At 41.0% G+C, this 26,593-nt stretch carries 35 protein-coding genes and 1 pseudogene; 13 read left to right on the forward strand and 23 right to left on the reverse strand.

The window, feature by feature from the left end; all coding sequences use genetic code 11:
- Positions 1-130 precede the first annotated feature (130 nt).
- The 3 genes and pseudogenes from HEQ19_25215 to HEQ19_25225 all read left to right on the forward strand — a co-directional run bounded on the left by HEQ19_25215 (position 131) and on the right by HEQ19_25225 (position 2,437).
- On the forward strand, positions 131-766 hold the full coding sequence (locus HEQ19_25215; GenBank protein WYM03605.1) for a transposase: 636 nt from the start codon (positions 131-133) through the stop codon (positions 764-766).
- 227 nt (positions 767-993) lie between these two features.
- Positions 994-2,199 (forward strand): ISL3 family transposase, encoded by a 1,206-nt coding sequence (locus tag HEQ19_25220; protein WYM02299.1) that lies wholly within the window; start codon positions 994-996, stop codon positions 2,197-2,199.
- 109 nt (positions 2,200-2,308) lie between these two features.
- A pseudogene (locus HEQ19_25225) lies at positions 2,309-2,437 on the forward strand (IS4 family transposase).
- A 329-nt stretch (positions 2,438-2,766) separates the two neighbouring features.
- Here the strand turns inward: HEQ19_25225 and HEQ19_25230 are convergent.
- From HEQ19_25230 to argB, 4 genes are all read right to left on the reverse strand, one after another.
- On the reverse strand, positions 2,767-3,591 hold the full coding sequence (locus HEQ19_25230; protein WYM02300.1) for a DUF3153 domain-containing protein: 825 nt from the start codon (positions 3,589-3,591) through the stop codon (positions 2,767-2,769).
- Positions 3,592-3,668: 77 nt separating this feature from the next.
- Positions 3,669-3,845: a hypothetical protein gene (locus HEQ19_25235; protein ID WYL98130.1), complete on the reverse strand. Its 177-nt coding sequence runs from the start codon at positions 3,843-3,845 to the stop codon at positions 3,669-3,671.
- A gap of 4 nt (positions 3,846-3,849) precedes the next feature.
- Positions 3,850-4,371, reverse strand: a complete 522-nt coding sequence (locus tag HEQ19_25240; GenBank protein WYM03606.1) for a tetratricopeptide repeat protein — start codon at positions 4,369-4,371, stop codon at positions 3,850-3,852.
- A gap of 112 nt (positions 4,372-4,483) precedes the next feature.
- Positions 4,484-5,377, reverse strand: a complete 894-nt coding sequence (gene argB, locus HEQ19_25245) for an acetylglutamate kinase (GenBank protein ID WYM03607.2) — start codon at positions 5,375-5,377, stop codon at positions 4,484-4,486.
- Positions 5,378-5,855: 478 nt separating this feature from the next.
- Here argB and HEQ19_31330 point away from each other — a divergent pair, with 478 nt between their 5' ends.
- The 3 genes from HEQ19_31330 (at position 5,856) to HEQ19_25255 (ending at position 8,887) form a co-directional block, all read left to right on the forward strand.
- A complete protein-coding gene (locus tag HEQ19_31330; protein WZI67013.1) occupies positions 5,856-5,990 on the forward strand; it encodes a hypothetical protein in 135 nt (44 codons plus the stop codon).
- Positions 5,991-6,297: 307 nt separating this feature from the next.
- A complete protein-coding gene (gene ndhD1, locus HEQ19_25250) occupies positions 6,298-7,872 on the forward strand; it encodes a photosynthetic/respiratory NAD(P)H-quinone oxidoreductase subunit D1 (protein ID WYM02301.1) in 1,575 nt (524 codons plus the stop codon).
- A gap of 292 nt (positions 7,873-8,164) precedes the next feature.
- Positions 8,165-8,887, forward strand: a complete 723-nt coding sequence (locus tag HEQ19_25255) for a Uma2 family endonuclease (protein ID WYM02302.1) — start codon at positions 8,165-8,167, stop codon at positions 8,885-8,887.
- Positions 8,888-9,076: 189 nt separating this feature from the next.
- Here HEQ19_25255 and HEQ19_25260 read toward each other — a convergent pair whose 3' ends face one another.
- The 7 genes from HEQ19_25260 to HEQ19_25285 all read right to left on the reverse strand — a co-directional run bounded on the left by HEQ19_25260 (position 9,077) and on the right by HEQ19_25285 (position 10,715).
- Complete coding sequence (locus HEQ19_25260; protein WYM02303.1) at positions 9,077-9,283, reverse strand: DUF29 family protein; 207 nt, start codon at positions 9,281-9,283, stop codon at positions 9,077-9,079.
- Entirely contained in the window at positions 9,280-9,510 is a 231-nt protein-coding gene (locus tag HEQ19_25265) for a DUF433 domain-containing protein (GenBank protein ID WYM02304.1), read from the reverse strand. The genes HEQ19_25260 and HEQ19_25265 overlap by 4 nt, the downstream gene beginning before the upstream one ends.
- A gap of 7 nt (positions 9,511-9,517) precedes the next feature.
- Positions 9,518-9,652: a hypothetical protein gene (locus HEQ19_31335; protein ID WZI67014.1), complete on the reverse strand. Its 135-nt coding sequence runs from the start codon at positions 9,650-9,652 to the stop codon at positions 9,518-9,520.
- 25 nt (positions 9,653-9,677) lie between these two features.
- The gene (locus HEQ19_25270) at positions 9,678-10,022 is read right to left on the reverse strand and encodes a type II toxin-antitoxin system PemK/MazF family toxin (GenBank protein ID WYM02305.1); all 345 of its coding nucleotides are present in this window, start codon (positions 10,020-10,022) and stop codon (positions 9,678-9,680) included.
- Complete coding sequence (locus tag HEQ19_25275) at positions 10,019-10,243, reverse strand: hypothetical protein (protein WYM02306.1); 225 nt, start codon at positions 10,241-10,243, stop codon at positions 10,019-10,021. The genes HEQ19_25270 and HEQ19_25275 overlap by 4 nt, the downstream gene beginning before the upstream one ends.
- 65 nt (positions 10,244-10,308) lie before the next feature.
- Positions 10,309-10,518 (reverse strand): type II toxin-antitoxin system HicA family toxin, encoded by a 210-nt coding sequence (locus HEQ19_25280; protein WYM02307.1) that lies wholly within the window; start codon positions 10,516-10,518, stop codon positions 10,309-10,311.
- Complete coding sequence (locus HEQ19_25285; GenBank protein ID WYM03608.1) at positions 10,515-10,715, reverse strand: type II toxin-antitoxin system HicB family antitoxin; 201 nt, start codon at positions 10,713-10,715, stop codon at positions 10,515-10,517. The genes HEQ19_25280 and HEQ19_25285 overlap by 4 nt, the downstream gene beginning before the upstream one ends.
- A 385-nt stretch (positions 10,716-11,100) precedes the next feature.
- Between HEQ19_25285 and HEQ19_25290 the strand changes: the two genes are divergently transcribed.
- Positions 11,101-12,072 carry a hypothetical protein gene (locus tag HEQ19_25290; protein ID WYM02308.1) on the forward strand — a complete coding sequence of 324 codons (972 nt, stop codon included), beginning with the start codon at positions 11,101-11,103 and terminating at the stop codon, positions 12,070-12,072.
- A 2-nt stretch (positions 12,073-12,074) separates the two neighbouring features.
- A complete protein-coding gene (locus HEQ19_25295) occupies positions 12,075-12,479 on the forward strand; it encodes a hypothetical protein (protein WYM03609.2) in 405 nt (134 codons plus the stop codon).
- A 74-nt stretch (positions 12,480-12,553) separates the two neighbouring features.
- Here the strand turns inward: HEQ19_25295 and HEQ19_25300 are convergent, their stop codons facing one another.
- From HEQ19_25300 to HEQ19_25330, 7 genes are all read right to left on the reverse strand, one after another.
- A complete protein-coding gene (locus HEQ19_25300) occupies positions 12,554-12,814 on the reverse strand; it encodes a hypothetical protein (protein WYM02309.1) in 261 nt (86 codons plus the stop codon).
- Positions 12,811-13,017 carry a hypothetical protein gene (locus HEQ19_25305; GenBank protein ID WYM02310.2) on the reverse strand — a complete coding sequence of 69 codons (207 nt, stop codon included), beginning with the start codon at positions 13,015-13,017 and terminating at the stop codon, positions 12,811-12,813. The genes HEQ19_25300 and HEQ19_25305 overlap by 4 nt, the downstream gene beginning before the upstream one ends.
- Positions 13,018-13,230: 213 nt before the next feature.
- Positions 13,231-13,851, reverse strand: a complete 621-nt coding sequence (locus HEQ19_25310) for a hypothetical protein (GenBank protein ID WYM02311.1) — start codon at positions 13,849-13,851, stop codon at positions 13,231-13,233.
- A gap of 15 nt (positions 13,852-13,866) precedes the next feature.
- On the reverse strand, positions 13,867-14,160 hold the full coding sequence (locus HEQ19_25315) for a BrnA antitoxin family protein (protein ID WYM02312.1): 294 nt from the start codon (positions 14,158-14,160) through the stop codon (positions 13,867-13,869).
- Complete coding sequence (locus HEQ19_25320) at positions 14,114-14,401, reverse strand: BrnT family toxin (protein WYM02313.1); 288 nt, start codon at positions 14,399-14,401, stop codon at positions 14,114-14,116. The genes HEQ19_25315 and HEQ19_25320 overlap by 47 nt, the downstream gene beginning before the upstream one ends.
- A gap of 48 nt (positions 14,402-14,449) precedes the next feature.
- Positions 14,450-14,725 (reverse strand): LapA family protein, encoded by a 276-nt coding sequence (locus HEQ19_25325; protein ID WYM02314.1) that lies wholly within the window; start codon positions 14,723-14,725, stop codon positions 14,450-14,452.
- Positions 14,726-14,843: 118 nt separating this feature from the next.
- Positions 14,844-16,244 (reverse strand): transposase, encoded by a 1,401-nt coding sequence (locus HEQ19_25330; GenBank protein ID WYM02315.1) that lies wholly within the window; start codon positions 16,242-16,244, stop codon positions 14,844-14,846.
- Positions 16,245-16,332: 88 nt separating this feature from the next.
- Between HEQ19_25330 and HEQ19_25335 the strand changes: the two genes are divergently transcribed.
- Entirely contained in the window at positions 16,333-16,494 is a 162-nt protein-coding gene (locus HEQ19_25335; protein WYM02316.1) for a hypothetical protein, read from the forward strand.
- A 100-nt stretch (positions 16,495-16,594) separates the two neighbouring features.
- Here HEQ19_25335 and HEQ19_25340 read toward each other — a convergent pair whose 3' ends face one another.
- Positions 16,595-18,022, reverse strand: a complete 1,428-nt coding sequence (locus HEQ19_25340) for a phosphoglucomutase/phosphomannomutase family protein (GenBank protein ID WYM03610.1) — start codon at positions 18,020-18,022, stop codon at positions 16,595-16,597.
- 106 nt (positions 18,023-18,128) lie between these two features.
- Here HEQ19_25340 and HEQ19_25345 point away from each other — a divergent pair, with 106 nt between their 5' ends.
- Complete coding sequence (locus tag HEQ19_25345) at positions 18,129-18,983, forward strand: PD-(D/E)XK nuclease family protein (GenBank protein ID WYM02317.1); 855 nt, start codon at positions 18,129-18,131, stop codon at positions 18,981-18,983.
- Positions 18,984-19,099: 116 nt separating this feature from the next.
- On the opposite strand, the gene HEQ19_25350 is transcribed toward HEQ19_25345, so the two are convergent.
- Both HEQ19_25350 and HEQ19_25355 read right to left on the reverse strand, forming a co-directional pair.
- The gene (locus HEQ19_25350) at positions 19,100-19,690 is read right to left on the reverse strand and encodes a Uma2 family endonuclease (protein ID WYM02318.1); all 591 of its coding nucleotides are present in this window, start codon (positions 19,688-19,690) and stop codon (positions 19,100-19,102) included.
- A 760-nt stretch (positions 19,691-20,450) separates the two neighbouring features.
- The gene (locus tag HEQ19_25355) at positions 20,451-20,717 is read right to left on the reverse strand and encodes a hypothetical protein (protein WYM02319.1); all 267 of its coding nucleotides are present in this window, start codon (positions 20,715-20,717) and stop codon (positions 20,451-20,453) included.
- On the opposite strand from HEQ19_25355, the gene HEQ19_25360 reads away from it, so the two are divergent.
- Both HEQ19_25360 and HEQ19_25365 read left to right on the forward strand, forming a co-directional pair.
- On the forward strand, positions 20,701-21,750 hold the full coding sequence (locus HEQ19_25360; GenBank protein WYM02320.1) for a mechanosensitive ion channel domain-containing protein: 1,050 nt from the start codon (positions 20,701-20,703) through the stop codon (positions 21,748-21,750). The genes HEQ19_25355 and HEQ19_25360 overlap by 17 nt on opposite strands.
- Positions 21,751-21,780: 30 nt before the next feature.
- Positions 21,781-22,905 carry a mechanosensitive ion channel domain-containing protein gene (locus tag HEQ19_25365; GenBank protein ID WYM02321.2) on the forward strand — a complete coding sequence of 375 codons (1,125 nt, stop codon included), beginning with the start codon at positions 21,781-21,783 and terminating at the stop codon, positions 22,903-22,905.
- 3 nt (positions 22,906-22,908) lie between these two features.
- Here HEQ19_25365 and HEQ19_25370 read toward each other — a convergent pair whose 3' ends face one another.
- A complete protein-coding gene (locus HEQ19_25370) occupies positions 22,909-23,199 on the reverse strand; it encodes a hypothetical protein (GenBank protein WYM02322.1) in 291 nt (96 codons plus the stop codon).
- On the reverse strand, positions 23,196-23,747 hold the full coding sequence (locus HEQ19_25375; protein WYM02323.1) for a DUF6036 family nucleotidyltransferase: 552 nt from the start codon (positions 23,745-23,747) through the stop codon (positions 23,196-23,198). The genes HEQ19_25370 and HEQ19_25375 overlap by 4 nt, the downstream gene beginning before the upstream one ends.
- Before the next feature lie 494 nt (positions 23,748-24,241).
- Between HEQ19_25375 and HEQ19_25380 the strand changes: the two genes are divergently transcribed.
- A complete protein-coding gene (locus HEQ19_25380; protein WYM02324.2) occupies positions 24,242-26,134 on the forward strand; it encodes a PatA/PatG family cyanobactin maturation protease in 1,893 nt (630 codons plus the stop codon).
- Positions 26,135-26,593 lie beyond the last annotated feature (459 nt).

Raw genomic sequence — 26,593 nt, forward strand, 5'->3', positions numbered from 1 at the left:
CCCCCTCAGAGTTTATTTAGTTGTAGGAAAGTGGCGTATACCTTCTCCTTAGGGAGACGCTACGCGAAGGAGCTTCCGAGTTTGGAGAGGCAAGGGTACTTCCTCACCGGCACAGTTAGGATTAAAGCTAATCAACCGTTTACCTAAATCTTTAACTGAACATTTTCGCGTAATTATTTTGGCTGATACAGCTTTTAGCAGTGTAGAATTTCTTCACGGTCTACGCAAGTTTAAATATCATGCGGTTACAGGTGTAGCTATTAATCGTAAACTAATTGATGGCAGAGCTTTAAAAGATTTACAAAAGCCAGGACAACAAGTTCGTTTAGTTGGCTTAAAATTTCCTGTTACTGTAACTTGGTATTACTCAAAGCGCGATAACGGCAAGCTTGAAAAACGTTTTGTTTTATCTACTCGACCCATAAAAGCTTCTACTCTCAAATGGTGGGGTAAACGTCGTTGGCAGATCGAAGGATGGTTTAAAACTGCCAAGCATCGCTTCGGTTTACATCGTTTTGGGCAAGGGACTCTGCTTGGTGTATATCGCTGGCTCATCCTTTCTCTAACTGCTTACCTCATAGCCCATTGGAGCTATCTGCATACTCAGGTACCATCACCACCTGATTGGGGTCAAGCGGCACAAACTGCTTTAGAGTCTATCTTTCCCCAAATAGTTGTGTCTCTTCTTTTACTTGAAATTGAACGCCTAGCTCCCCTTGCACGTAGTTGTGGTTTTGACATTCATACTTCCAGGTGCAAGATGTGAGTTGATGCAATTGATTTTTAGTAGTTACGCTTTTTCTAACTGGTATTTTATTTTCGTGCAAGTCCCTAATCAATGTGATTTAACCCAAAAGTAGCGAAACTTATATCTTAATTAACCCACTAATAACAATTTATTAACTATATAATAACGGTTCTTGGGTACTTAGCGTGCTAAAATGTTAAGATATTTTTTAATAATGTTTAATAAAATAAATTATGAAACGAATAATGACTCAACTCCTAAATTTGCCTGAAGTATTAGTAGAATCAAGCCTACAAGAGGGTCAAGTCCTAATTCTATCAGTAGGTAAAAAAGCGAAAAGTGCATCGTGCCCACACTGTGGTCAAAACTCAAGACATTTACATCAAAATCAAAAATGTTTAGTGAAAGATTTACCGATGGGGGATTTTGAAGTAATACTGAATGTCAATAGACGAAGATTCAAGTGTAAAAAATGCCGAAAAACATTTAATGAAAAGCTAGATTTTCTAGGAGCAAGAAAGAGGTATACATACCGATATGCGGAATATATTATCAAACAAGTGATTAATAGTAATGTAAGTAATGTGGCAAGAAATAATGGACTAACTAATGAAGAAGTCATATCAATGCTTGAAGATGTAGCTAAAAATGTGATGCCAATAGATGTCAAAGATTTAAGAAGATTAGGAATAGATGAAATTAGTTTGGTCAAAGGACAAGGAAAATTTATTGTCGTGCTAGTAGATATAGATTCAGGTAAATTGATAGGTTTAGTAAAAGAAAGAAAACAAATTGAAATCAAAAAAACCATGAGAATGTGGGGAGAAAAAGTTTTGTCACAAATAGAAGAAGTAAGTATTGATATGACAGGCAATTATAAATCTTTAATTGAGAAGATTTGTCCAAACGCCCTTGTAACGGTAGATAGGTTCCATGTTACTAAATTAGTACATGAAGAATTAAATCGAGCTAGGATAGCAGAAAAGAAAATAGCATCTGAGTTAAATGCCCCGGAAAGAAAAAAAGTATTTGAAAGTTTAAAAGGAAATAAATTTACAATTCTAAAAGCCGAGAATAAGCTCACCGAAAAGCAAAAAGATAAATTAAATAGAATTAAACAAGCTTCTCCTTTAATAGCTAGAATGCATTCATTAAAAGAAGATTTTCACAATTTATTTGAAGACAATAAAAATGTGGTAACGGGAACGCTAGAATTAATCAATTGGTTAAAAAAAGCTGAACCATATTATCAAAGAAGTGTGCAGACAATTAAACGGTGGTTTGGAGAAATAGTCGGATATTTTGAACGAAGGACTACCAGTGGAGTAGTAGAAGGAATAAATAATAAACTGAAGTTAATAAAGCGAAGTGGATTTGGATTTAGAAACTTTCGTAATTTTGAGATTAGAGCTTTACTTTCTTGGCATTATCCTATCAATTTAGCACGCTAAGTACGCAAGAGCCGCAATCCAGAAATGTTGAATGTTAAAAAAACAATGATAAAAACAGCCCAAAATATGGTAAATTTTGAGCGAAGGATTAAAATATATTCGATTCACAATGATTGTAAACTCATTTCCCAAGATTGTCAAAGATATCCTCAGAGGGATACCAAAAAATGATTATCCAGTTTTGAATAGTCGTCTTTTCGTTGAATGTTGGTTAGCTTATGCGCTGGATAATAGCTTAATAAAGCAAAAAATTAGTCAGGAGACGTTTCACAATTCCCCTGCCATTCCGAGCGCCACTGATTCCGAGTACAGAATACAGTGGGGGACTCCTGACAGTCTAGTTGAGGAGTTGGGAGTTAGGAGTGGGTACAATAGGGGTAGGTTTTGTTCAAAATCCCGCCTGTACCAATACTGCGTAGGATTTGCAGGGGAGGCAGGGGAGGCAGGGGAAGCAGGGGAGGCAAAACTCAACGCCAGCCTCCATTTCTCCCCCTGCTCCAAGAGCTTGCCTCAACCAAGAAATTCCAAAACCTACGCAGTATTGCCGCCTGTACTCACCACTCAGCACTACTGTATGGCCGTAGCTTTGGGTGCAAACTGAATCCTGGGATCTGGTAGGAAATTGTATCTCAGGTACAGTCCTCCCCAGACAAATAAGATAATTAACAATGCACCAATACCCACGGGGCTGGGAAGCCAGAAAACTGCTTCGATGTGGTTGAGTTCACCGGGATTGAGCTTCCAGACGAGTTGATTTCCCTTTGTTTCTGGTTCGATCGCATTTTCAGCGATGGGAATATTCTTGGCTCCCCAAGGGGTGTTTAAGGTAAAATCCAAATCGAGAATCGAACCGGCATTGGCTAGGACGTTGCCTTTGCTAGAAATTAAGGAGAGCGATCGCAAATCCAAGTCATAAACTAATCGGTTTCGTACTAAGAAGAAAAAATTGTTCTGCTCCAAAATGATGTTGGATTCAATTTTTGGCAGTTCTGAAGCAGTTTCGTTTTCTACTGAGTCAGTTTTTTGATTAGCACGGGAATTGAAAAATTTGTTGAACTTCTCTTGCAATTCCTCACCATTACTGAAGGGAATTGTCACAATAATTTCTTCTGGAGAAACTCGCCGCGTGTTACCTTCTATTTTGCGGGCGCGACTTTCTAGGCTTTTCAACCAATCATATACATAGTCGCCACTAAAACTCGTTAGTCGTTCTCCCAATTGAATATGCTGCACCAGTTCGCCACGATTTGAGTTGTCAAAATTTAGCCCTAGGTCGTACTGTACACAACCAGATAGCAATAGCGAAGCTAATACTACTAGCCACAAAATCGGTTTGAAACTAAATGGTCTGATTAACCAAGCTAGAATCTTTCCTAAAAATGATGTATTCATTACTATAAATCTCCTGAAAAGTCAAGGGTCAAGAGTCAAGAGTCAAGAGTCAAGGGTCAAGGGTCAAGGGTCAAGGGTCAAGGGTCAAGAGTAGTTAGAAATGACCAATGACCAATGACCAATGACCAATGACCAATGACCAATGACAAATGACAAATGACAAATGACCAATGACAAATGACCAATGACAAATGACCAATGACCAATGACCAATGACAAATGACAAATGACAAATGACAAATGACAAATGACAAATGATCAAATACTCGACCAAAGCAAGTATGAGAGAGTTAAACCAATGACAATGAGCGCTAGCCAGATAAAGCGATTATCGCTGGTATTGACCTGACTGAGGTCAACGAATTCTCGTTCTTGAGGGCGCTGCTGTTGGGAAGATTTGCGAGGATTGACAGTTACACGAATTTTGGATTCATTATCGGACAATGCGCCCAAATCAGGAATTTTGGTCATCCATTCGCTGGGTCTTTGTAGCCTTGGTGCTTGTAGGATGTAGAGTAATCGCTTCGCTTGTTGGTTGGTTTCTGAGAAGGGATGGCGTTTGAGTTGCTGACAAAGGGCGATCGCCTCTTCTGTTCTTCCAGCGGCTTCATAAGCTGTCACCAGCCAGATTTCTACTTCACCCCCAAGGCGAGAATTACGTGTCAAAAGGGCGGTAGCCTTTTCTAATTTTTCCACAGCTTCCCGGTATTGGCCATTTTCAAAGGCTAATTTTCCAGTTTGGTAGAGGGTTTTGGCAATTTCTAAACTTTCTGCACTCACATTCTGCACACAAATCGGCACTGCTTTAATTTTGCCAAAATTGAGACAAATATAGAACCGCAATCACTATTTGAATCCAGAATCCCACCCCAACAAGAGGGGTGGGAGTATGTCAATGAAACTGGGAAGCGAGAATCATGGTACCGATACCAACGTCTGTAAAGATTTCCAGTAGTAGGGCGTGGGGAATGCGTCCATCGATAATATGTGCAGCTTTGACGCCTTGAGCAAGCGATCGCACACAACAATTTACCTTGGGAATCATCCCACCGCTGACTATACCAGTTGCAATTAGATCACGGGCTTCGGGAATGTCTACTTTGGGAATCAAGGTAGACGGATCTTTGTAATCTTTTAAAATCCCTCTGGTGTCTGTCAGTAAAATTAATTTTTCTGCGCCTAGGGCTGCAGCTATTTCTCCGGCTACGGTATCGGCGTTAATATTGTAGGCCTGACCGGTATCGTCTGCAGCTACGCTTGAGACTACCGGGATATAGCCATTGCTAGCCAGTGTATTCAAAATTTTGATATTTACATTGCTGACTTCTCCGACAAAGCCAATCCCTTCTTCCCCTTGGGGACGGGCTGTGATCAGATTACCATCTTTGCCGCAAAGTCCGACTGCCAAGCCCCCAGCTTGGTTAATCAACTCGACAATTTCTTTATTAACGCGACCGACTAAAACCATTTCTACCACATCCATTGTGGCAGCGTCAGTGACTCGCAGACCATTTTTAAATTGTGGTTCGATTCCCAGTTTATCTAACCAACTGTTAATTTCAGGTCCACCGCCGTGAACTAAAATTGGTCGCAAGCCGACGCAAGATAAAAATACAACATCGCGGATGACTTTATCTTTGAGATTGCTATCTTTCATTGCTGCGCCGCCATATTTGACCACCACGGTGCGACCGGCAAATTGTTGTATGTAAGGTAGCGCTTCGCTTAACACTTGCACACGAGTGGCTTCAGCTTGCCTGATGTACTCAGTATCTTTGACCATCATGAAGAGCCGTTGAGACTTAAAACCTATCCAGTCAGTTTAGAAGACTTTGGCACTGGTAACAATCTGATGTTTGACAATTTTTACAACTGCATTAGGAACACCCATTTATCTCAAATAATCGTTTTTATACTTGCTTAATTGCAGTGCTAATCCTGAAAATGGAGGGATTAATTTATTTAACCGGCTTTCCGCACTTCATCGTGTAATATGCGTAGATTTCCAAAACCTGTTTAATGATGGTTAAATCAACAACATAAATTACCAAATTGAACAAAGAGATATTAATGCAGCCAAAGTAATTTTAAGGAGCCAGTGCCGTGGGCGGGTTTCCCGACTTGAGGCAACTGGCGTTCGTGCAAACGCTACGGTCGGGCATCCGGGAAGTAACGCTTTTTAGTGATGTGCCCTCTACTTCTGTTGGTCGCATCGCCCTTGGCGTCTCCCCGAGTGAGAAGACCTGCAAAAGCAAGGAACGTCAGTGACGCTGGAATCCCCCGGATTTATCCGTGGGGAGTGTCAAGAAAGCAAATACCTGAAAATTGCAGTCAGCGTGCCGATTGGTGGCAATCTGAATGTAGCAAAAGAAATCATCAGGGGTGTGGCTGGGGCTTAAGATGAGGTGAATCGCAGTGGTGGAAATGGTAAGCTGTTGGAGGTGGCGATGGCGCAGCCCGCCTCCGGCATCGCATCTCTAGAATTCTAGTTGAGAATTTAGCGGCTTTTTTAGGTAAATTTTTCACTTGGAGTATCCTAGCCCACATTCCGCCCCCCAAGTGTCAAAAGAGACTCCCAAGAGAAAAGATGGGGGATTGCCAATTTTATTAAATCAAGCTAACAATGAAGCCCAAACCGCGAAAAAGCTGCTAGTTAATAGCTAGTGACTTTTTGCCAAACATGATTTTGATTGCAGACAAATTGAGATGAATACAGCTAATTTCCCGTGGCTGACGACGATTATTCTGTTCCCGATAGCGGCGTCACTGCTGATTCCGATTATCCCGGATAAAGACGGTAAAACAGTGCGCTGGTATTCCCTGATTGTGGGGCTAGTTGATTTCGCGCTGATTGTTTACGCTTTTTATACTGAGTATGACTTCTCGAATCCAGATTTGCAGCTGTTTGAGAGTTATACTTGGGTGCCACAACTCAATTTGAATTGGTCAGTGGGGGTAGATGGCTTGTCTATGCCCCTAGTTATTTTGACTGGATTCATTACTACGCTCGCGATTTTAGCAGCTTGGCCTGTGACGCTCAAGCCCAGGCTATTTTATTTCTTGATTCTGGCGATGTATGGCGGTCAAATCGCCGTATTTGCTGTCCAGGATATGCTGTTATTTTTCCTGGTGTGGGAACTGGAATTGGTGCCGATCTACTTTCTGCTGTCAATTTGGGGCGGTAAAAAGCGGCAATACGCAGCGACCAAGTTTATTTTATACACCGCAGGCGGCTCGCTGTTTATTTTGCTGTCTGCCCTGACAATGGGATTTTACGGCGATACGGTGACGTTCGATATGCGAGAATTGGCTCTCAAGAACTTCGCCCTCAATTTCCAACTGGCACTATATGCAGGGTTCTTGATAGCTTACGCTGTCAAATTACCGATTATTCCCTTGCATACCTGGCTACCAGATGCCCACGGTGAAGCTACAGCCCCTGTACACATGTTACTGGCAGGTATTCTGCTGAAAATGGGCGGTTATGCCTTAATTCGCATGAATGCCCAAATGCTCCCCGATGCCCACGCTTATTTTGCACCAGTATTGGTGGTTTTGGGGGTAGTTAATATTATCTACGCTGCCTTGACATCCTTTGCCCAGAGGAACCTGAAGCGGAAAATTGCTTATTCTTCAATTTCCCATATGGGCTTTGTGACAATTGGTATTGCCTCTTTCACCGATTTGGGCTTAAGTGGGGCAGTATTACAAATGGTATCCCACGGGCTGATTGGGGCGAGTTTGTTCTTCCTCGTCGGCGCGACTTATGACCGGACACACACCCTAATGTTAGATGAAATGGGCGGTGTCGGTAAACGGATGCAGAAAATTTTCGCTATGTTCACCGCCTGTTCGATGGCTTCTTTGGCATTACCAGGGATGAGCGGTTTTGTGGCAGAGTTAATGGTGTTTGTGGGCTTTGCTACGAGTGATGCTTATAACTCTACATTCAAAGTCATCGTGGTGATTTTGATGGCTGTTGGCGTGATTTTAACGCCAATTTATCTGCTGTCAATGTTGCGAGAAATTTTCTACGGACAAGAAAATGAGGAATTAGTTTCTCACCAAGCTTTAATAGATGCTGAACCTCGTGAAGTGTTTATTATCGCCTGTTTGTTAGTGCCAATTATTGGGATTGGTTTTTATCCCAAATTACTGACTCAGATGTACGACGCTACAACAGTGCAGTTAACAGCGCGGTTGCGTGATTCAGTGCCGACTTTAGCACAGCAAAAAGAAGCACCAAAGGTTTCTTTGAGTGCGCCAACAATTGGTAATTAGTAGTGGTAGGACTTACGCACGAACTACGATTTTAGGTCATTACGAGGGTAGCGACGTAATCGCAAAGGCTGATTTTTCGTCACAAGTGCGTAAGTCCTAAGTGCTTAATACTGGAAATTAATTATGACTTTGAGGGTGGATTTTATGCCTGCCCTTTTTTTTTGTGCAGCTACGGTATATTTGGGTGTGGCGATATGTATCTGTAGTTTTTTTATCAATCGCAATCTTTTTGCCAGATATTTAATTATAATTTCTACAATCAATGTAGAATTTAGTTATGGCAAAATTACTCATGTTAAACTACAATCTACTCCATTGTTTGCCATCTTGCGAAGAGCTACCTGATTCTGATGAAACCCCTGTGGATAATCAAGTACAACATCTGATTCCTGCTCTTTTAGAAACTACGCTGACTTTACTGTGGTCAGACCGTTGGGATTACTTCTTTGGCGTTGATATGGGTATTTATTATCGCCCTGATCAACCTGCAATTGTTCCTAATGGTTTTCTCAGCTTAGGTGTGAAGCGTTTTATTGATGAGGATTTGCGTCTGAGTTATGTGCTGTGGGAAGAAAATCATCTGCCAATTTTGGCACTAGAAGTTGTTTCCCAAACATATCACGGAGAATATAGTACGAAAAAAGAATTATATGCCAAAGAATTAGGAATTTTATACTACGTTGTCTATAGTCCCAATCGTCGTAAAAAGCCTCCTCTGGAGGTGTATCAGCTAGTAGATGGGGAATATATCCTGATGAGTGGAAGTCCTGTTTGGCTACCGGAGATTGGTTTGGGAATTGGGCGAGAACGAGGAATTTATCAAGGTATAGCCAGAGAATGGCTATTTTGGTATGACGAGGAAGGACAAAGGTTGCTGACGCCGGAAGAACGCATTCGCGAAGCAGAAGAACGCATTCGCTTTGAAGAACAGCGACGGGTGGAAGCAGAACAACGGGCGCAATTATTGGCGGAAAGGTTAAAGCTTTTGGGTGTTGATCCGGAAACTTTGGCTTAAATACCTCAGTGCCCGAATTTCTCACCACATCTCAATAATTAAATAAGTAATGAGTAATGAGTAATGAGTAATGAGTAATGAGTAATGAGTAATGAGTAATGAGTAATGAGTAATGAGTAATGAATCTTACTTCTTACTTCTTACTTCGCCCGTGAGGTTCGCGCTTTGGGAGAGTTCAATCTGCCAAGTTCAATCCCTTCTCTCCTTGTGAGAAATGCGGGAGTGGCTTTCTGCTGGTAGCCAGTCTTCATCCAAGATTAATTCTAAAGAATAGGGACATTCTTCTGGAAATACTGAAATCAGCATACCCGTTTGCTGGGCTGCTTGGCGACGTGCCCTTTGATAGCTGTCGTTAAGCTGTTCTGTAGGGTAGCCCTTGATACATAGTAACTTCATGCTTGCATCATCAGCATTTGTCTTTCTCTATCAGCTGCGTAGCTTAGGCAAGCTAAAATATCGTCTTGTGTCAAATAAGGAAAATCATTAAGTATTTCCTCGTAGGTCATTCCAGAGGCAAGATATGATAAAACATCATATACTGTAATTCTCATTCCGCGAATACAAGGCTTACCACCTCGTTTCCCTGGTTCAATCGTAATAATATTTTGGTAATTTACGCTCATTTTGAGTTTACCTAATTGTCGTGGGTAGGCGATCGCTCTTCACCTTATTTTCCCATCTGCTCCAGTTTGTTTCGTCATCATCTGAGCGATCGCTCATTCTTAGCTTATCTAATCGCGATGTGTAGGCGATGTCTATCGACAAGCCGCTGTGCGTCTACGCTTGGCTATCAATTAGAATCATCCAACTCAGCAAGTGCTATCTTCACACAGACTCGAACACCCTGCCAATCACGTTCTGACAAATGACCAATCAAAACTAAATTAGCAGAGGGTGGAAGTGTCACAATAAAACTTCGGAATACCGACGCCACGCGCAAACCCGCTGCTGACCAGTCTTGAAGTGCGTAGTCAGTCACTCCCAGTGCGTTTGTCTGAGTAGTTATCAGTCCGACTATGACATCAAGACGGATGCTGTTATAAGTTGCGGATGACAGTACTACAGCCGGACGGCGCTTGATTCCTGTGACACCAGGAAAATCGACTGTAACCACATCACCAGGATTAAATGTCACTCAGATGTCTCCTCGCTGTCAGGAAAAATTGAAGCTGCGTGCTGCAAACAGAAGGATGCTAAATCAAGCTGATCTTCGTCAGTCCAGGTATCGCTGTAGTCGATGACAGACAAGTTTTGCTCAACTAAATCATTCAGAATTAGATTTGCCAAGCGTAGCCGCTCTGTTGGTGACAGTTTACTGATAACTTCTGTGTATATTTCTTGGGCGCTAGTGGACATAATCAATCCTTTTGTCCCTGTTTGAGTTTACCTAATTGTCGTGTGTAGGCGATCGCAACTTGGTATTAGTCCAAATCTTCTTCGGTAAGTTGAGCATCTTTCATGATACTTTTCAAAGTCCCAATAGGTAAATCCCGATTACTGTGAACCGGAATCGAAAGAATCACGTCAACACCTGCTTTTGCGTAAATGTGATGGCTACCAGTAATCCATTTGAGTTGCCAACCTTGCCGTTCTAAAATTTTACACAGGGCTTTACCAGAAATCGCTTTCATAGCGATAGCTCAATCAACTGTTTTTCAGGTTCAACCTCTTGTTGCTGGCTGGCTACTTCCAACCAACCTTGAATCGCATCTTGTAGCATCTCTAACAGATGTTCGTAGCTGTCTCCCCAAGTGTGACATCCTGGTAAAGCAGGTACAGAACCACACCAAACACCGTCTTCTTGCCAGATAACTGCTTTAATTTTCATTTTGATGCTGTGTGAATTTCTACGCTTGGCTATCAATACTTGGGCGCTAGTGGAGATAATCAATCCTTTTGTCCCTTATCCTAACTTGAAAGTTTCACCTCATTCTCACGCAAAGGCGCATTCGCGGAGCGTCTCGAAGAAAAGGCGCAAAGAAAGAGCGCGAAAATGAGGACGCAAGAGGTCTACTGAACGCTCTACAAAAAAGCTCACAGTTGCTTCACCATAATCATCTCACCCAAACTTTATCAAAGTTTCACATGGATCGGCTTCATCAATGGTGATTAGCTCGTTACTCAGGGAAATATATGTATACGATTACTCAACGGTAGTCGCAAAAATTCGTTCATAAACCTTTTTTACAGCTAATCACAATCAGGAGTATTTTATGATTCCACTTATCTTGGGTGCTGTTGCTATAGCTGGCGCTGTTCTTGGTGTAGGTGCAGGCGCTGTAGGTTTTTCCGACATGAATGAAGCCAAAGAAATTGGTAACCGCGCCCAAAAGCGTCATGAGGATGCTGTCAGCGATTTGAAAGCAGACTGGGAGGCGACTAACGAGCTTGCACAAGAGTATGGTCAGCTTCAGCTTGATGTAATGAAAAACACAATTGGGCGCTTTGTTGACTTTATTGAACGAAATATTGGTAAAGCAAAACAAAACGAGAAGGAGTTTTTAGAAGGACTGGACGGAATTTCAGTTCAACAGATAAAAGAGTACAAAACTGCTGCAGTAGAAGCTGAACAGTTTTTCAAAGGTGGTGCTAAGGCTGTTGGTGCAGCAGCAGCAGGATACGGTGGTGCAATGAGTCTTGCTACCTCTGTAGGAGTAGCCAGTACTGGAACACTTATAGGAGGACTCAGCGGTGCTGCAGCCTGGAATGCAACTCTAGCGTGGTTGGGTGGTGGCTCACTTGCAGCCGGTGGCGGCGGTATGGCTCTTGGTTCTCTGGTGTTAGGTGGTATTACCGTTGGACCTGCTGTGTTAATTGGAGGCTTTGTGCTTGCTGGTGAAGGTGAGAAAGCTTTAACCAAAGCGCGGGAGTACGAAGCTGAAGTCAACATTGCGATCGCTAAAATTGAAACAGCAAAAGACTTTATGCAACAAGTAAAACGGCGAATTACCGAGTTAATGGATTTGCTTAAAACTCTCAATGATCTTGCTGCTATGGGTTTAGACGAACTAGAATCACTGCCGTCATTTAACAAAAATAGGGACGCTACTAGGTTTCAACAGGTAGCACTTGTAGTAAAAGCTCTTGCAGAAATCATGAAAACTCCTGTTTTAGATAGTGAAGGGCAGTTAAATCCTGCTACTGCGACTATCCGTGCAAAGTATCGTACTTTGGGAGGTAATTAGAAATGTCGGTAAATAAAGTTACTACAGTATTATTCAAAGATATCAACCCTGCTGAATCCCTACAGCAAATTGTTTCGGCTTACGCTGAATACAAGATAATTGCCGAGCAAGAACAGACGAAGCGAAGAGAGATTGATGCTTGGGAAAAAGAAGCGATCGCTAAAATTAACGCCCAACGAGAGTTTTTGATGGCGTATTTAGATCGCTCATTTGATCAACGTGCAGAAAACTTTCGGGCTTTGTTTGCTGTAGTTGATAGTGCCATCGCATCTGGCAATAACGAGCAACTAGCACTTACCTTAAATGCAATCACAGAAATCGCTAAATTCAGCCCATTCAAAGAGCTGGCTAACATAGCTTCTGTCCGTGCTGCGTTAGATGATCCAAACCACGAATGGACATTTTAATTTTATAGCCAGCATTGCACAATAACATTTGATGCCAAGATGCAAAGTTTTTCTTCGCCTCTTGGCATCATCTACTAATCATTCCCCAAAAGTCTGTCATATTCAGCATGTGAACCAATCCAAAACCAAACTAGATCAGCATCTTGCTCTACAGCAACTGCTCGATAGTGCAACCCGATTCGTACAGACCAAAAACTACCCACTTTTTTAAAATGCAGTGATGGATACCGAGGATTTTGTTTAAGCAACTCATAGCATCGATCTGCTAGCTCTTGGATATTAGCAGGTAACTGTCGATAGCAATACCAAAAATCTGGAGTGGCTCGGTATCTCACAAATCAGTACAGCGTCCCTCGCGCAAGTCTCGCAGAGCTTTTTCTGCCAAAGAATTAAGCCTAAGAGCAACTACATCAGCCTGAAATTTTTTATCCCAGACTTCCGCATCGAATTCTGCAAACCAAGCACGAAAAGCAGCAAGTTCCTCTGGTGAAAGTTGACTGACAGCGCGTTCAATTTCTTGCAAAGTATTCATGTCCATAGACAGCTAGCTTATTTATTCTACTAGTTCAAATATACAATATGCGCTTCAGAATTTCTTGGTGTTGTGCGCCATTTTGGGACGGGATGATGGCGATCGCCTCACATCACATTGTATCTGTGATACGTTGCAATATAACTTGATCTTACAAGATTATCACAAATAAAATATTACCTTGGGGTGGAATGCAATGGCTGTGTGAATCATAACTAATTATCCAGACTTGATATTACTACTTGATTCACAAAAATGGTTCAAAATTCCCAAAATCTTTCCCACATCATTGATAAAATATTCATTTAAATCAATCTCAATTATTTGCCCAGTCAGGCGCATAAATTTCCAGTTAGTACCAGTAGTTACACTACCATAAACAGTAGGGATTTCATTTCCTTTTTGCTGGTTAAATAACTGTGCGGCTATCATCTCGGCAATACATTGTCCTAAGCCAGATTGAATATTATCATTTTTGGCTTCTACTAAAGCAATAACTGGTGATTTAATAATTATCTGTTCTGGCGATTTACTAATCAGAAAATCGCAAAAACCATTTAAACCTTTTTCTGGACTGACGTTAAATTCTCGACCTGAAAACAAACTGATTTGATTTTGTAATTGCTCCTTGAGTTCTACAAGAATTGGTGTCAATATTAATTCAGAGCGGGCTTTTTCAGTGCCAATCGCTAATGCTAATGGTAGATATCTTTTGAGGATTTGTGCCAAAAAATCACTGTATTCTACTGGGGATATATCAGCAAAAATTCCCGCAGCTTCCATAATGCTGATTCCAAAGGTTGTCTCCACAGTTTCTATACTGAATTGACTGTATGGCATTATCTTTGATCCAAATTAGGCTGACTTCCCAAAATACTCTGGATAAGCTTTGTGTGCTTCTGCATAAATTTTTAATGCTACAGCCATCTGCTGTTGTGCAGTGTCACCCTGTGCTTGAAACCAAGCAAAAGTTTCAGAATCTATCTGAATTGTAATTTTTACAGATGACTTGGGCATTTGTAATTGTGCTTTAGCAAAGAATTCATCAGACAAGGGTGGAATATCTGAGGTGTCGATATCTTCGTCGCTCATGGCATCAATTCTAGCCCAATCGGTTCTTGAGGTATTGTTCATAGCGTTTTCGTTCATGAGACAGTGCCTTTCGTAATGATATGATACGAACTATTGCCTCATCAGGCTCGGTGTAAACAACTACTATGACTCTTCCATCAAGTAGTCCAATACCAATATATCGCTCCTCACCATAGTCCTCTCGATCATCCAGGGAGACAAGCATCGGGAAATTAAAGATGCGGTAAGCGTCAGCAAAGTCAAAACCATGCTTTGTTATATTGCTTTGGTTTTTACGCTCATCCCACTCAAACTTCATAGACTCAATCTACCACAGAAACCTATTTGCAGTAGTTGTTGTAAATCTTCAAAAATCTTCATCATCGACAAAAAACTCAGCATCCTCATCCAATCGTGAATCTTGGGGAGATTCACCCAAAGCCCACAAAGGCTGCAATATTGCTATCCCAATTAACCCCACACCAGCACTAAAGGCCAATAATAAACCAAAGGGTATCTGAATCGATTGCAATGTAAAGAATTTTAACGATACTGGTGTGGCATTTTGGACTGAGATAATCGCGATCGCCACTACCCAAACAGCTATAACTACAGATATTAATAAATTAACAATAGTTTTCATAATTTTGACAACAGTTAGGAATTATAGCGTTTCTTGACAAGCGTGAGGTACACCCGTAAGGGCACGGCACTGCCGTGCCCCTACACTTGGCGATATAATGTTTGACTCGTGACATCTCCTACACCAACCCTACGGGTATGGTGTAGGCTTCTGAAGTCCTGTTAAGGATGTTCAAAATTTCCTTTGTAATACTGTCAGACATAGTTCCAACTATGTCTATTTTCTTACTACGGCGTTTTATACTTGGCATAATGCCCAAGCCAAGTCTCTTCAAATTGATAGCGGCATTAATGTCTCTATCAACTCTCAAAGATTCAATCTCATCCCAGTAATCTCTAGTATCAAGATTAGGAAATACTATCTCGTTCCGATAACTGAGAATTTGACTAGTATAAGCAGGATTTTGAGGTATCACAACGGCACCAGCTTTTGCGGCTATGTAACCTAATATCTCAAAAAACTGTCCAAATGCTGCATCCATCCAAGATTTATTTAATCCAGACTTTGCTGATTGTCCATTGGGTAAAAACTTACCATTTTCGTCTGGCTTTGGTGCATTTCTTTTACTCAAACCTTGTAAATTAAGTTTTTCATGGAAAAATACTTTCTTACCACTTCTTACAAGTTTATGGGCAGTCTTATATTGAAAATCCTTACGACTTCTAGCGATACGTTGATGCTGTTTACCTTCTTTTTTAGCTAGTTTTCTTCTAGGTTTACTACCAGGTTTTCTTTTATTTCTCTTGATTGATACTTTATCCAGTTTATGTTGGTTTTTACGTAGTGATTTTAAAGAAGGTAGTTTGTCACCTGCGGATGTAGCCAGATAATCATCACCATGTAAAACAGCGTCCAAACCCATTGAATTATCCCAAGCTGGAACAATTAAATCAGGATTAAAATCAGGTACAGAGGTATCTTCCAGACACATCTGGATATACCAACCATCTACTTTTTTGGTTACGCTGATTTGTTTAAGTTTAAAACCACTGGGCAAAGGTCGATGCATTCTGACTTGTACAACACCCAATTTAGGTAATCTTAGATATAACCAGTTTTTCCGAACTAGTTTAATCCAATCATCTTTAGCACTTGCAAAAGTCATTGTGCCAAAACTAGCTGCTGTTTTAAAACGTGGCTTACCCGAACGCTTACCCTTTTTATCACCAACTATAAACCTTTCAAAAGCCTTATCAACTCGCTTACAAATATCTTGCAAAACAGTTGAATTAACACGAGAAAAATCTAGTAACTCTCCACTATGCATTACCTTGATAAAATCTTTCTTTATTTCTGGTAATTGCAACTTTTGAGAGTAGTAACTTGGCCGCTCAAATAAACCAGGGAAAGTGTCTTTCCAAAAAGGAAACGCTTTTAGCTGCAAGTGATTGTTCTGCCACCATGAAAACCGCTCACCCAATTGTCGGTTGTACCAATAACGAGATATTCTTAACCACTCGTTAAGCTCTATCTTTTGATTAGTATCTGGGTAAAACTGATACTGGTAAGTTGTTTTCATCGTGATTCGACCTCTCACTTAACTTGTTATATGCTAGCATGAATGTACAAACAATGTACAGCCATCATGAAAAAGATTAGGGTTAAGGATGTCTGAACGTAGATATAATAAGTTGCAGTTATATTCAATACAAGTTGATAAAACAATGACACAAGTTTTAGAAGAATTTATCGATTCACTACCGAATCCAGAAATTGACAAAAACTCGACTGCCATTCAATCTGTTTCACCTGCGGTAAAAATTGATTGAATGGCGTCTCCTTTTTGTCGCGCAATTCATCCCGACACCAACACGAAGTGTATGGTGCGGGGCTTCTTGCTGTTTAAGCTAACTCTTAGTGATCAAACTCTTACTCTAGTTTAGCGATCGCACTCTGCATTTCTTGCGCGATTGTGCTGAGTTTTTCTGGCGAATTTGTTTCCATATATACCCGCACCAGTGGTTCTGTACCAGAGGGACGCAGTAACACCCAGCTACCTTCTTCTAAATACAGCTTAATCCCGTCTTTACGCCCGACTTCTTTAACTTTAATCCCGGCGACTTCTGTCGGTGGGTTTTTGGTGAAAGCGTCGATAACGGCTATTTTGTGGGACTCTGTGAGGTGTAAATCGAGACGGTTATTATACAACGGCCCATCTGCTTCGGCGATCGCTTCTTTGACAAGTTGACTCAGGGGTTTACCTTCATAGGCGATCGCTTCTGCTACTAACATATCGGCTAACACGCCGTCTTTTTCGGGGATGTGCCCAATCACGCTTAAACCGCCTGATTCTTCCCCACCAATCAACACGGTGGTTTCCCGCATTTTTTCACCGATGTATTTAAAGCCTACGGCTGTTTCATAAATTGGCAATCCATATTTAGCGGCGAAATTATCCAGCAGGTGGGTTGTAGCCACAGTGCGGACAATAGCGCCGGTTTTACCTTTGTTTTTGATTAAATGACGTGCTAGCAATAGCAGCACAGTGTTGGGGGTGAGGACGTTACCTAGTTCATCGACAATCCCAAAGCGATCGCTATCGCCATCCGTTGCCAAACCTAAATCAGCATGATCTCGGCGGACTGCTTCTACTAACTCTACCAGTTGTTCGCCTTTGGGTTCTGGCATCCCGCCGCCAAATAGCACATCCCGCCAAGCGTGGAAACTTTCTAACTCCACACCACTGTGTTGCAAAACTTCATCTAAGTAGCCGCGAGAAGTAGAATACAGCGCGTCGTATTTAACCTTTAAATTGGCACTTTTGATCTTTTCTACATCAAGTAAGGTGTAGATAAATTGCAGATAATCGGGTTTGGGATCAAAAATAGAAATAGAACCTGATGGGTTGCTACTAGGCAGCGCATCCGATGCACTTTCAATGTTTGCCACAATAGTATCAGTAATCTCTGGAGTGGCAGGTCCAGCATAATCAGGGATATATTTAATCCCACAGTATGGTGCAGGATTATGACTCGCAGTAAACATTAACGCCCCCGCTGAATTTAAGTGACGGGCGTTGTAAGCGATTACTGGTGTGGGGCAATCCCGATCAGTAACTTTAACCGTCCAACCCAAGTCTGCCAGGACTTGGGCGGCTGTCTGGGCAAACTGGTCAGCTAAAAATCGCGTATCGTATGCTACAAGAACTGGTCTGTCTTTGCTATAGGCTGTTTCCAAATAACTGGCGATCGCCCTAGTTACTTTCCGCACGTTGGGAAAAGTAAAGTCATCGGCGATAATTCCTCGCCAGCCGTCAGTGCCAAATTTTATTTTGCTGGAATTGCTACTAGCGCTCATGTTTGCCACTGTCTCCCGTCGAACTTGAATACTATAGGAAGCTTCCCGCAAAGCGTGCGTAGCCGCAAGTATCTCCACCGTATTTTTTCTCACTGCTTCTAATGCAATGTCAACCCCTGATCGCCCTTTTGCCAGTTATCACCTTTGGTCTTTAGTTGCCCCAGCGATGGGACAAGAACGCTGGCATTGCCAGATGAGACGGGGGTTTGTCAAAGCGCGTCAAAATGAAGCCCAAGTCAAAGCACTGCTGGCAAGGGCCACTGCACCCCAGCGGATTGGTATACTCGCCCAAAAAGGCGTTTATGAATTTCATCATAATCGACATCTGTTAAAGCAATCCGATGGTGTCGAAAAAGTTGCCCAAATTCTCAAATTGAGCTACGCAGCTTACGAAGTGCAGCAGCGTGTGTTGCAAATTTTGAGAAAATATCACAATGCGCCATTGCTTTTGGATAAAAACATTATCCAATTAACCCCAGGCGATGAAGGCTTTCCCAAACCGATTTTAATTGACCAGGATGATTATTGTTTCCGCTTATATGCAGCTATGGATTGCGTTTTTATTGATTCTGATCACACGTTGCATATTTTAGATTTTAAAACAGGAAAATCCACCTTTGACAGACGACAGGCATTAGTTTATTTGCTAGCTGCCCATTATCTTTATCCTGGTCATCATGCTGTTGCATCATTTTATAATTTAGAAATATGTAAAAAATCCGATTTAATTACTGTTAATCATAGCGAGTTAGAATCTTTAGAATTTGAGTTAGCTAATATTGCGCTAAAGCACCAACAAGATTTACAAAAATATCAGCAAGAAGCTAGTAATTTTAGCCAAATATTTCCACCAAATCCAGGTTCTCACTGTCGCTTTTGCCCTTTTCAATCTATCTGTGATTTTTCTGATGATAAACAGTCTCTACCACATCCATTACCAACCTTAAAAATTCATGTTTAATAGGACAGTGGGAGTATAGGGATGGTTGTAATATCAAAGCAAGCTCCTCGCTTGCGCTTAGGGGGTTGGGGGTGGGGTTCTTATACCTGATAACGCTATAATTCAAAAAATAAATATTAATCTTCGTCGCCATCAGCAAAATTTACTTGCTCATAAAGTTCGCTCAGTGCTAGCTGAAAATCAATCGTTTGCAGTGATAAAATTGCAGATTCACCTTCAAGTTCAGTAAATGACCATTGACCTTCTGCAGTTTTGACATACTGCATCACATGATAATTATATTGATCAATTAAAATATATTCCTTAAATTCGGGAATAGAGCGATAGTAAAGAAACTTATCTCCTTGGTCGTAATTCTTTGTGGATTTAGATAACACTTCGGCAATTAAACAAGGATTCATTACAGTTGTTGTATTCGTTTCCGTATACATAGGTTCTCCCTCAATTACCATGACATCGGGATAGGTATGCTGACGATAACGGGGTATCCACAAACGGACAGCACCAATATAAATATCGTATTTTTTCCCTCTGAGACCAAACTTTAAGTAAGCATAAAAATTGCCTGCAATCTTATTGTGAGTTGTTGTTCCGCCAGTCATAGGTACGATTTCTCCATCACGGTATTCACTTTTGTATTCTGCCTTTTCTTCAAGTTCTAAATATTCTTCAGGTGTGTAATAGTGTGTTTTTGTTTTTAATTGCATAAGTATATAACCTATTGTGCTGTTAATATTTGTTGAGTGAAACCAGGATCATGGTCTATCTTTACCAGTTCCATCCTCATTGTACTGGGCGTTTGACCAGTGTCGCTTTTAAACGCTAACCCATAGAATCGGAATTCGATTCCCATGTGTAATTTACATAGACAAAATTTGCTTTATAATACCACTCTATGTTATACTGAGTTATTGATATGGTCTAAAAGCCTTATCTCATAAGGTTTTTAGGAGTGTAAGCATGGAAACGAGTCAAGCAAATTGGGAATCTAATTTAACAGTAAAATCAGACTGTCGGACTGTGATTAATGAGAATGAAATCAATAAACTCGGAACATGATGTCCATTTTTTCATGACTTAACCGTTCAAAACCCTTGCTGCGTCTTTGGTTCAAAGGTTTTTGTCATCCTCCCGGTATTCCTTTTAGATGTGAAATTACATGGGACTACTAGACAACAGAGTATATTTCTGTTTTAAAATGTGGCTGGGGTTCATCTAACTATCTATTAAAAACCCGTGGATTCAAGTTTACTGCTGTTGATATCAGGTTAAATTATGGTTATTGCCGATGATGTTAAACCCTGACTGATCATGAAATCTTTCAAAGTCTTAAACGCAAATTAATATAGGACTCCTATTTGATTTTTGAAATACACGTAGCTAGGGCTATGCCTTACAAAACCCGGATGTGCTTGGCAATGCCTAGCCTACAGATACTTAAACGCAAATTAATAGAATTTTAACAAACTATTTTTCAGGATTTGTAGTAAGAAGCACTTTAATGCTGAGAAAATAAGGACTAAAGTCCTTACTAGGAACTGGTATTTTATGCGCCAGTATGTTTAGTATAATTTTAGGTATGTTTAATTTGGATATCAATTTTTTCTCGGAAACGATTGGAGATAATCTCTTACCTCTTGTCATAATTACCTCTGCCATAGGCGTAGCTGTAGTTTTTTCTACTACCTTATTTTTGCTAGTGTTTTTATTGAAAAAAATGACTGAATCAATCACAACTCGTTTCTTATCTGTTGAAGGCAGAAGATTATATAGCAAAGTCATCTCTAATTATCAAAATTTTTTGGTATTAAATATAATCTTAATTCTGCTTGACTTAACTTTATTAATAATTCCCAAACCTAATTGGGTCAACTATATAGAATTGGCGCTATCGGTGTTAGTAGCTATTACGACAGGCTGGCTAAGTTCTCGTTTGTTTAAGAGATTTTACGACACTTACTTGCAAGAAAATGCCTTAAGCCGCAAAATAAACAGTGAGTTACTAATAGTTATTAATCTCATAGCAGATGCAGTCATTTTTATCATTATTTTCTTCATTTTTGCTCAGACACACCAGATAAATGTTTTTGCGCTAACAGCAAGTTTAGGACTTGGGGGATTAGCCATCGCTTTCGCAGCACAAGAGACTTTGCAGCAATTGTTGGGTGGAATCATTCTCTATATTGATAGACCTTTTGTCATTGATGACTATATCGGTTTACCTGATGGCACATTTGGTAGAGTTGAATCAGTTGGGTTGCGTTCTACAAAGATTCGTAATTCTGGCAAAGGAACTTTAACTATAGTTCCTAATAGTTCCCTGGCAAATATGAGTATCGAGAACTTTACAGGAGCGAAAAAATTAGTTTCCTTGGTTTATCTAACTTTCTATAAACAATTGCTAGAAGATGAAAGTGCTTTAATTCGGCAAGTCATATTAGAAAGTACCAGAGAAATTTTTGGTATCGACTCTCGGAATACAGATGTGATATTTAAAGAAATTCCCCGAGATGCAAAAATTAATGTATTGATCGACTCTCGCAATTCGGATGTGATACTTAAAGATATTACCCCAGAGGCAAGAGTTAATGTTACTCAGGCTCAGATCAACTTTTTCATTCTCGGTTCTGGTGAGATGTCAATGGAAATGCGCCGCCAGTTGATAGATATAGCGAAACAAAGCATAACTCTGCAATTAAAAGGTTATGGTATTGCTTTCGACCTTGAAGAAAGGGCGGTTGATGTTGATGCACCCATTACTATCTAAATTAACTATTGGAATGAAATGCAAATTCTCTTGAATATAAAACCTTCGTTTTCATTGGATGAAGCGACGCAAAAACTGCTGATTACAATTGGAATTCAACTAGCAGTTTTCTTAATTTTTATTTTCCTGGCTTTCATACTTGGAAAATCATTCCCCCGCTTTCTGAATACAATTGTTAGAAGATTTTCACCCCAAATATTTTTCACAGTTTATGAAAAATTAACCAATTCCCTTGAAAAGCTAATTGGGATAGTAGCAACAGTAATTCTCATTGGAGTTTGTCTCAATCTGATTCAACAATACACGGGATTGTACAAATTCTTGAAATTTTTCTCTGACCTATCCATAGCTGTTACCCTCGGTGCATTAATTTCTGGTTTTTTTCGGAATTTCGTCCGTGTGTATGGAATTGAACTGATTCGTAAACTAGGTTTTGAGATTGATGAGTTAGTACTCGTTTTTGAAACAATTGCTAACATTATCATTGGATTTGTTGTGGCGATAGCATTTGCTCAAAGCCAGAACATTAATTTGATTGGTTTACTTGCTGGTTTAGGGATTGGGGGTATAGCAGTTGCTTTTGCGGCTCAAAACACTTTAGAACAGATTTTGGGAACAATTGTTATCTACCTGGATCGTCCTTTTATTGCTGGAGAATATATTCGTGTTAGTTTAAGTTCACAAGGAATTTTATTGGCGCGTGTAGAGTCTATTGGTTTGCGTTCAACGAAGCTGCGAACACTCGCAAAAAGTACCCTCATAGTGGTTCCCAACTCATTGATGGCCTCAGTAGATATAGAAAATGTAACCAGAGGGAAAAAGGTTATGGTCTTACTATATCTTGATTTTGCTCGACAGTTAGAGAGATTTGAACAAGCGTTGTTAGAAAAAGTCATTAAGGAAAGTACTTGCTCATTGTTTGGCATAGATCCAAACAGTACAAAAATTAGTTTATTTCCCTATGGAGATAATCTCAAGGGAGTTCGTGCTAGGGTGAGTTTCTTTATCTTAGGTTCAAATGAAAATTCGATTGAATTCCGCAAGCGTTTGTTAGAGTTAGCCAATGAATCTATCTCGGAAAAGCTTCAGACTCATGGTATAGAATTTACTATGCAAGAGCCAACTATTTATCTAGAATCTCCTGTTTCAATTTAGCTATCACAGCTTATATTTGTAACTGAGTTCAAGTGCATTGCAAAAGCTATTGAGGCAACCCAACAAAGCATTGTAGTAGGAATAGGCATCATCTCGTTCAGCTTGAAGGTAGGAATACAGGGTTAACTCTGGTTCTGGGACTAAATGATTTTTGGGGATATCTATACCTGCTGCGGTTAAGCGTGTTGCAGCGATTGTCACTAACAAGGACCCAATCGTATTCGTCTTACCATTGCGAAGGTCATCTAGTCCAGGCAAGATTAACTCTGCTCCTGGTAACTCATTTAGCCTCATGACCGACCCTCCTTTGGATTAGCTTCTGAACGTGCGATGAAGTTATCAACTCTGCTTCTAATTACGTCAGGGTTAAGAGAAGGAAATCGAATCAATTCGGGTGCAATGGCTTCAAAACAATCTCGTAACTGTTTCAAGGACAATAATTTCTGTTCGTACATGGCTTGGACATCATTAAGGTCACGATCAAATCCTCTAGAGAGTTTAGAGAGAGCTTGGGCAGTAAAATCATAGTGATAGAACGAGATTTGACCTCGTTTGCCAATGAACACACTCCGCTCTCGCCATCCTGGAAGAGCTGGTAAGAAATCCTGTGGAGAAGCCAATTCGATATTGATGTTCAAGTCTTGTTTAAGTTTAGCAATTGCCTGAAAAATGCCTGGAGGTTCAGGGTCTAGACGGATATCGACATCGACTGTGGAACTACGCCAACCAATCAGGAGAGCGCTAGCACCACCTGTAAAGTAAATGCAGCCTGAACCTTGAGCTTCTCGACCTAAGATTTGCATCAGGCGTTCAATTTTCTGAGCGTCTACGTTTGGGCGCATGTTTTTTGCCGTGATCAGGATTTGGAATAATTTTTCATGGTACAGGGAGAGCGATGGCGAGCTAGAGCCAATATTGCATCTAGTAGTCGTTATTAGCCTCGCGATAAGCTTTACGCTCCTCTAGCGATTTCTCTCATACCAAACTTTATCATACTGAAAATATATTTTTTATTGATACTCAGTAGCTTTTATCCTCCTTTTTATCCCGCTAGCTCGTAATTGAGAAAAATTATGCAGCGGCTGAAAGGCAAGAGGCGTAAGGGTTGTGGGGTTTGAATTTTATTTTTCTGGAGAAAAAGTGCCCGTAACTCGAAAAGTTCAGGAATTGGGGTGGGAAAGCGTCGAAAAAGTGTGGGAAGAAAAAACCAGAGCTTGAGGTATGAGAGTGAAAGTGAGCGATCGCTAGTCCTAGCACAGTTCATAACTTACTACTAACCCAAGTTGCTAGTTCTTTCATCTAACTAATAAAAAAAATGGGGTTTAATGTGTCAACGATGGTAGCTGCAACAGATGGTTTCAGTAGCATTGCGGCACTCCCCGGACTCCAATCCCTGTGGGCTGAATCTCTCGGCGACCCTCGTATATGTGTAGCGGTTCTCGACGGACCAGTTGACAAATCTCACCCCTGTTTCGACGGTGCCAACCTTACTTCGATATCAACTTTAGTATCGGGTGTTGCAGATCAAGGGTCAGCTTCCCAGCATGGAACCCACGTTGCCAGCGTCATATTTGGTCAACATGATAGTTCCATTCGTGGTATTGCTCCGGGATGTCGCGGGTTAATTGTCCCAGTGTTTACAAATGGGAGTCAAGGAGGGATTTCCCCCTGTTCTCAGATTGACTTAGCACGGGCAATCACTCAAGCGGTGGAGAAGGGAGCCAATGTCATTAATATTAGCGGTGGTCAGTTAGCAGCCTCTGCTGAATCAGATAAATTACTCGCGAATGCAGTCCGCCTTTGTGCTGAGAGAAACGTTCTTATTGTTGCAGCGGCTGGTAATGATGGCTGTGATTGCCTTCATATTCCTGCTGCGCTGGAGTCGGTATTAGCAGTAGGCGCAATGGACTCAGCTGGCCAACCCATTGGTTTTAGTAACTGGGGTGAAGCTTATCGTTACCAAGGCATTCTTGCTCTTGGGGAAAACATCTTAGGCGCTATCCCTGGTGGTGGAACTGCCGCCACAACTGGTACTAGCTTTGCGGCTCCCATTGTTTCAGGAATTGTGGCCTTATTGCTCAGTCTTCAATTGCAAAGAGGTGAGAAGCCCGATCCTCACGCTATTCGTGATGCCATTCTTCGGAGTGCATTGCCTTGCAAACTAGAAGGTTTAGATAGCCGACGTTGTTTAGTCGGAAGTCTGAATATCCCTGGCGTAAAATCCCTAATTACAAAAGAAGGAATACAACAAATGTCTAATCAAGAAGAAGTCATGATTCAAGCAAGTGAAGTTAACAACATTGAGCCAGAAGTGGCTAATCAACTCACAGAGTCAGTAGTGCAAGTGCCAAATTTGCTAGAATCCAGCTACTCAATACCCATGATGAACCTACAACCTGAAGCTAGTGTAGTTCCTTCTGCTGTAACACCTTCCGAATGTGCCACTTGTGCGGGAGAAAAAGCTGCACCACCACCAATAGTTTACGCGCTAGGACAATTGGGGACAGATTTCGGCACTGAAGCTCGCCGAGACTCCTTTATCCAAATGATGCCTCCTGATGTAAGTTTGGTTGAGTATCTCAATCAAAATCCTTACGAAGCACAATCACTAATTTGGACTCTGAGCCTGGATGCTACACCAATTTATGCGATCGTGCCTGTGGGTGCTTATGCAGCTTTTGGTTACGACAGGTTGCGGCAAATATTGGCAGAGGGTGATAGTGTAGAGCGAGTCTCAATCCCTGGACGTATTGCAAGCAGCATTAAGCTGATGTCTGGTCAAACTGTTCCTGTCATTGTTCCAGAATTGCGGGGTATATATAGTTGGACAATTCCAGCTGTCATTGATTCATTAGTAGCGGCTTACCCAGCGCAAACACGGGAGAATTTAACTGTAAAAATTCGAGAGTATTTAGAGCGGATTTATTATGAATTCCGCAACTTAGGTGTAACACCACAGGAACGGGCGCTTAACTTCTCAGCTACAAATGCTTTTCAAGTGACACAGGTTTTGGCTACTGCGGTAGATGCTCAATTAGGACTGAACAGCATTGGAGTAACAAAGAGTCCAATCTGTCGTCCTGATTCAGATTGCTATGATGTAACGCTACAGTTTTTTAACCTTCAAGATAGCCGCAGAGCTGGAAAGGTCTACAGATTTACCGTTGATGTTAGTGAAGTAATTCCTGTCACCATTGGTCAAGTTCGTTCTTGGTCTGTAGCTAGTTAATGAAAATATTCTGACCCAGAAAATAACCAGCGTTCTAACAGAGTTTTTCTGTTAACTATTTATGTCAGCGATGTAATTCCCGTCACTATTGGTCAAGCTAGTTCTTGGACTGAGTGAAGTGATTCTTGTCACTATCGGTAAACTGTGCTTTTGGTCTCAATCCCCAAAACAACTTTAACGGAGAAACAATTATCAAACTTCCAATCCAAGCTCAACCTGTAATCAGAGGTGTCAGCACGACAAAACTAAAAGGAGAAAATGGTTTGAAAGCAGCAGTGCCTACCGACTGCTACAGCCCCAAGAACTGTGAAGGCAAGATCCTTAATCACAAAGATCCTCACAATTGCAAGAACTCTGGGGGCAAATCTTGCTTTTATAATAGCAGATGCCACACCCCCTGTAGTTAGCCAGCTAGTAAAAAGATATTAAATCCGGATAATTGCACATAGTTTCAATTCC

Origin of the sequence: Gloeotrichia echinulata CP02 (genome assembly GCA_038087035.1) — a bacterium.
Lineage (GTDB): Bacteria > Cyanobacteriota > Cyanobacteriia > Cyanobacteriales > Nostocaceae > Gloeotrichia > Gloeotrichia echinulata.

Excerpts from the sequence above, each read along its gene's own strand:
- HEQ19_25220 (WYM02299.1), top strand. The coding sequence starts at position 994 with ATGACTCAACTCCTAAATTTGCCTGAAGTATTAGTAGAATCAAGCCTA.
- HEQ19_25230 (WYM02300.1), bottom strand. The coding sequence starts at position 3,591 with ATGAATACATCATTTTTAGGAAAGATTCTAGCTTGGTTAATCAGACCA.
- argB (WYM03607.2), bottom strand. The coding sequence starts at position 5,377 with ATGATGGTCAAAGATACTGAGTACATCAGGCAAGCTGAAGCCACTCGT.
- ndhD1 (WYM02301.1), top strand. The coding sequence starts at position 6,298 with ATGAATACAGCTAATTTCCCGTGGCTGACGACGATTATTCTGTTCCCG.
- HEQ19_25255 (WYM02302.1), top strand. The coding sequence starts at position 8,165 with ATGTTAAACTACAATCTACTCCATTGTTTGCCATCTTGCGAAGAGCTA.
- HEQ19_25260 (WYM02303.1), bottom strand. The coding sequence starts at position 9,283 with ATGAAGTTACTATGTATCAAGGGCTACCCTACAGAACAGCTTAACGAC.
- HEQ19_25265 (WYM02304.1), bottom strand. The coding sequence starts at position 9,510 with ATGAGCGTAAATTACCAAAATATTATTACGATTGAACCAGGGAAACGA.
- HEQ19_25275 (WYM02306.1), bottom strand. The coding sequence starts at position 10,243 with ATGTCCACTAGCGCCCAAGAAATATACACAGAAGTTATCAGTAAACTG.
- HEQ19_25280 (WYM02307.1), bottom strand. The coding sequence starts at position 10,518 with ATGAAAGCGATTTCTGGTAAAGCCCTGTGTAAAATTTTAGAACGGCAA.
- HEQ19_25285 (WYM03608.1), bottom strand. The coding sequence starts at position 10,715 with ATGAAAATTAAAGCAGTTATCTGGCAAGAAGACGGTGTTTGGTGTGGT.
- HEQ19_25290 (WYM02308.1), top strand. The coding sequence starts at position 11,101 with ATGATTCCACTTATCTTGGGTGCTGTTGCTATAGCTGGCGCTGTTCTT.
- HEQ19_25295 (WYM03609.2), top strand. The coding sequence starts at position 12,075 with ATGTCGGTAAATAAAGTTACTACAGTATTATTCAAAGATATCAACCCT.
- HEQ19_25305 (WYM02310.2), bottom strand. The coding sequence starts at position 13,017 with ATGGACATGAATACTTTGCAAGAAATTGAACGCGCTGTCAGTCAACTT.
- HEQ19_25310 (WYM02311.1), bottom strand. The coding sequence starts at position 13,851 with ATGCCATACAGTCAATTCAGTATAGAAACTGTGGAGACAACCTTTGGA.
- HEQ19_25315 (WYM02312.1), bottom strand. The coding sequence starts at position 14,160 with ATGAACGAAAACGCTATGAACAATACCTCAAGAACCGATTGGGCTAGA.
- HEQ19_25320 (WYM02313.1), bottom strand. The coding sequence starts at position 14,401 with ATGAAGTTTGAGTGGGATGAGCGTAAAAACCAAAGCAATATAACAAAG.
- HEQ19_25325 (WYM02314.1), bottom strand. The coding sequence starts at position 14,725 with ATGAAAACTATTGTTAATTTATTAATATCTGTAGTTATAGCTGTTTGG.
- HEQ19_25330 (WYM02315.1), bottom strand. The coding sequence starts at position 16,244 with ATGAAAACAACTTACCAGTATCAGTTTTACCCAGATACTAATCAAAAG.
- HEQ19_25335 (WYM02316.1), top strand. The coding sequence starts at position 16,333 with ATGTCTGAACGTAGATATAATAAGTTGCAGTTATATTCAATACAAGTT.
- HEQ19_25340 (WYM03610.1), bottom strand. The coding sequence starts at position 18,022 with ATGAGCGCTAGTAGCAATTCCAGCAAAATAAAATTTGGCACTGACGGC.
- HEQ19_25345 (WYM02317.1), top strand. The coding sequence starts at position 18,129 with ATGTCAACCCCTGATCGCCCTTTTGCCAGTTATCACCTTTGGTCTTTA.
- HEQ19_25350 (WYM02318.1), bottom strand. The coding sequence starts at position 19,690 with ATGCAATTAAAAACAAAAACACACTATTACACACCTGAAGAATATTTA.
- HEQ19_25360 (WYM02320.1), top strand. The coding sequence starts at position 20,701 with ATGACTGAATCAATCACAACTCGTTTCTTATCTGTTGAAGGCAGAAGA.
- HEQ19_25370 (WYM02322.1), bottom strand. The coding sequence starts at position 23,199 with ATGAGGCTAAATGAGTTACCAGGAGCAGAGTTAATCTTGCCTGGACTA.
- HEQ19_25375 (WYM02323.1), bottom strand. The coding sequence starts at position 23,747 with ATGCGCCCAAACGTAGACGCTCAGAAAATTGAACGCCTGATGCAAATC.
- HEQ19_25380 (WYM02324.2), top strand. The coding sequence starts at position 24,242 with ATGGTAGCTGCAACAGATGGTTTCAGTAGCATTGCGGCACTCCCCGGA.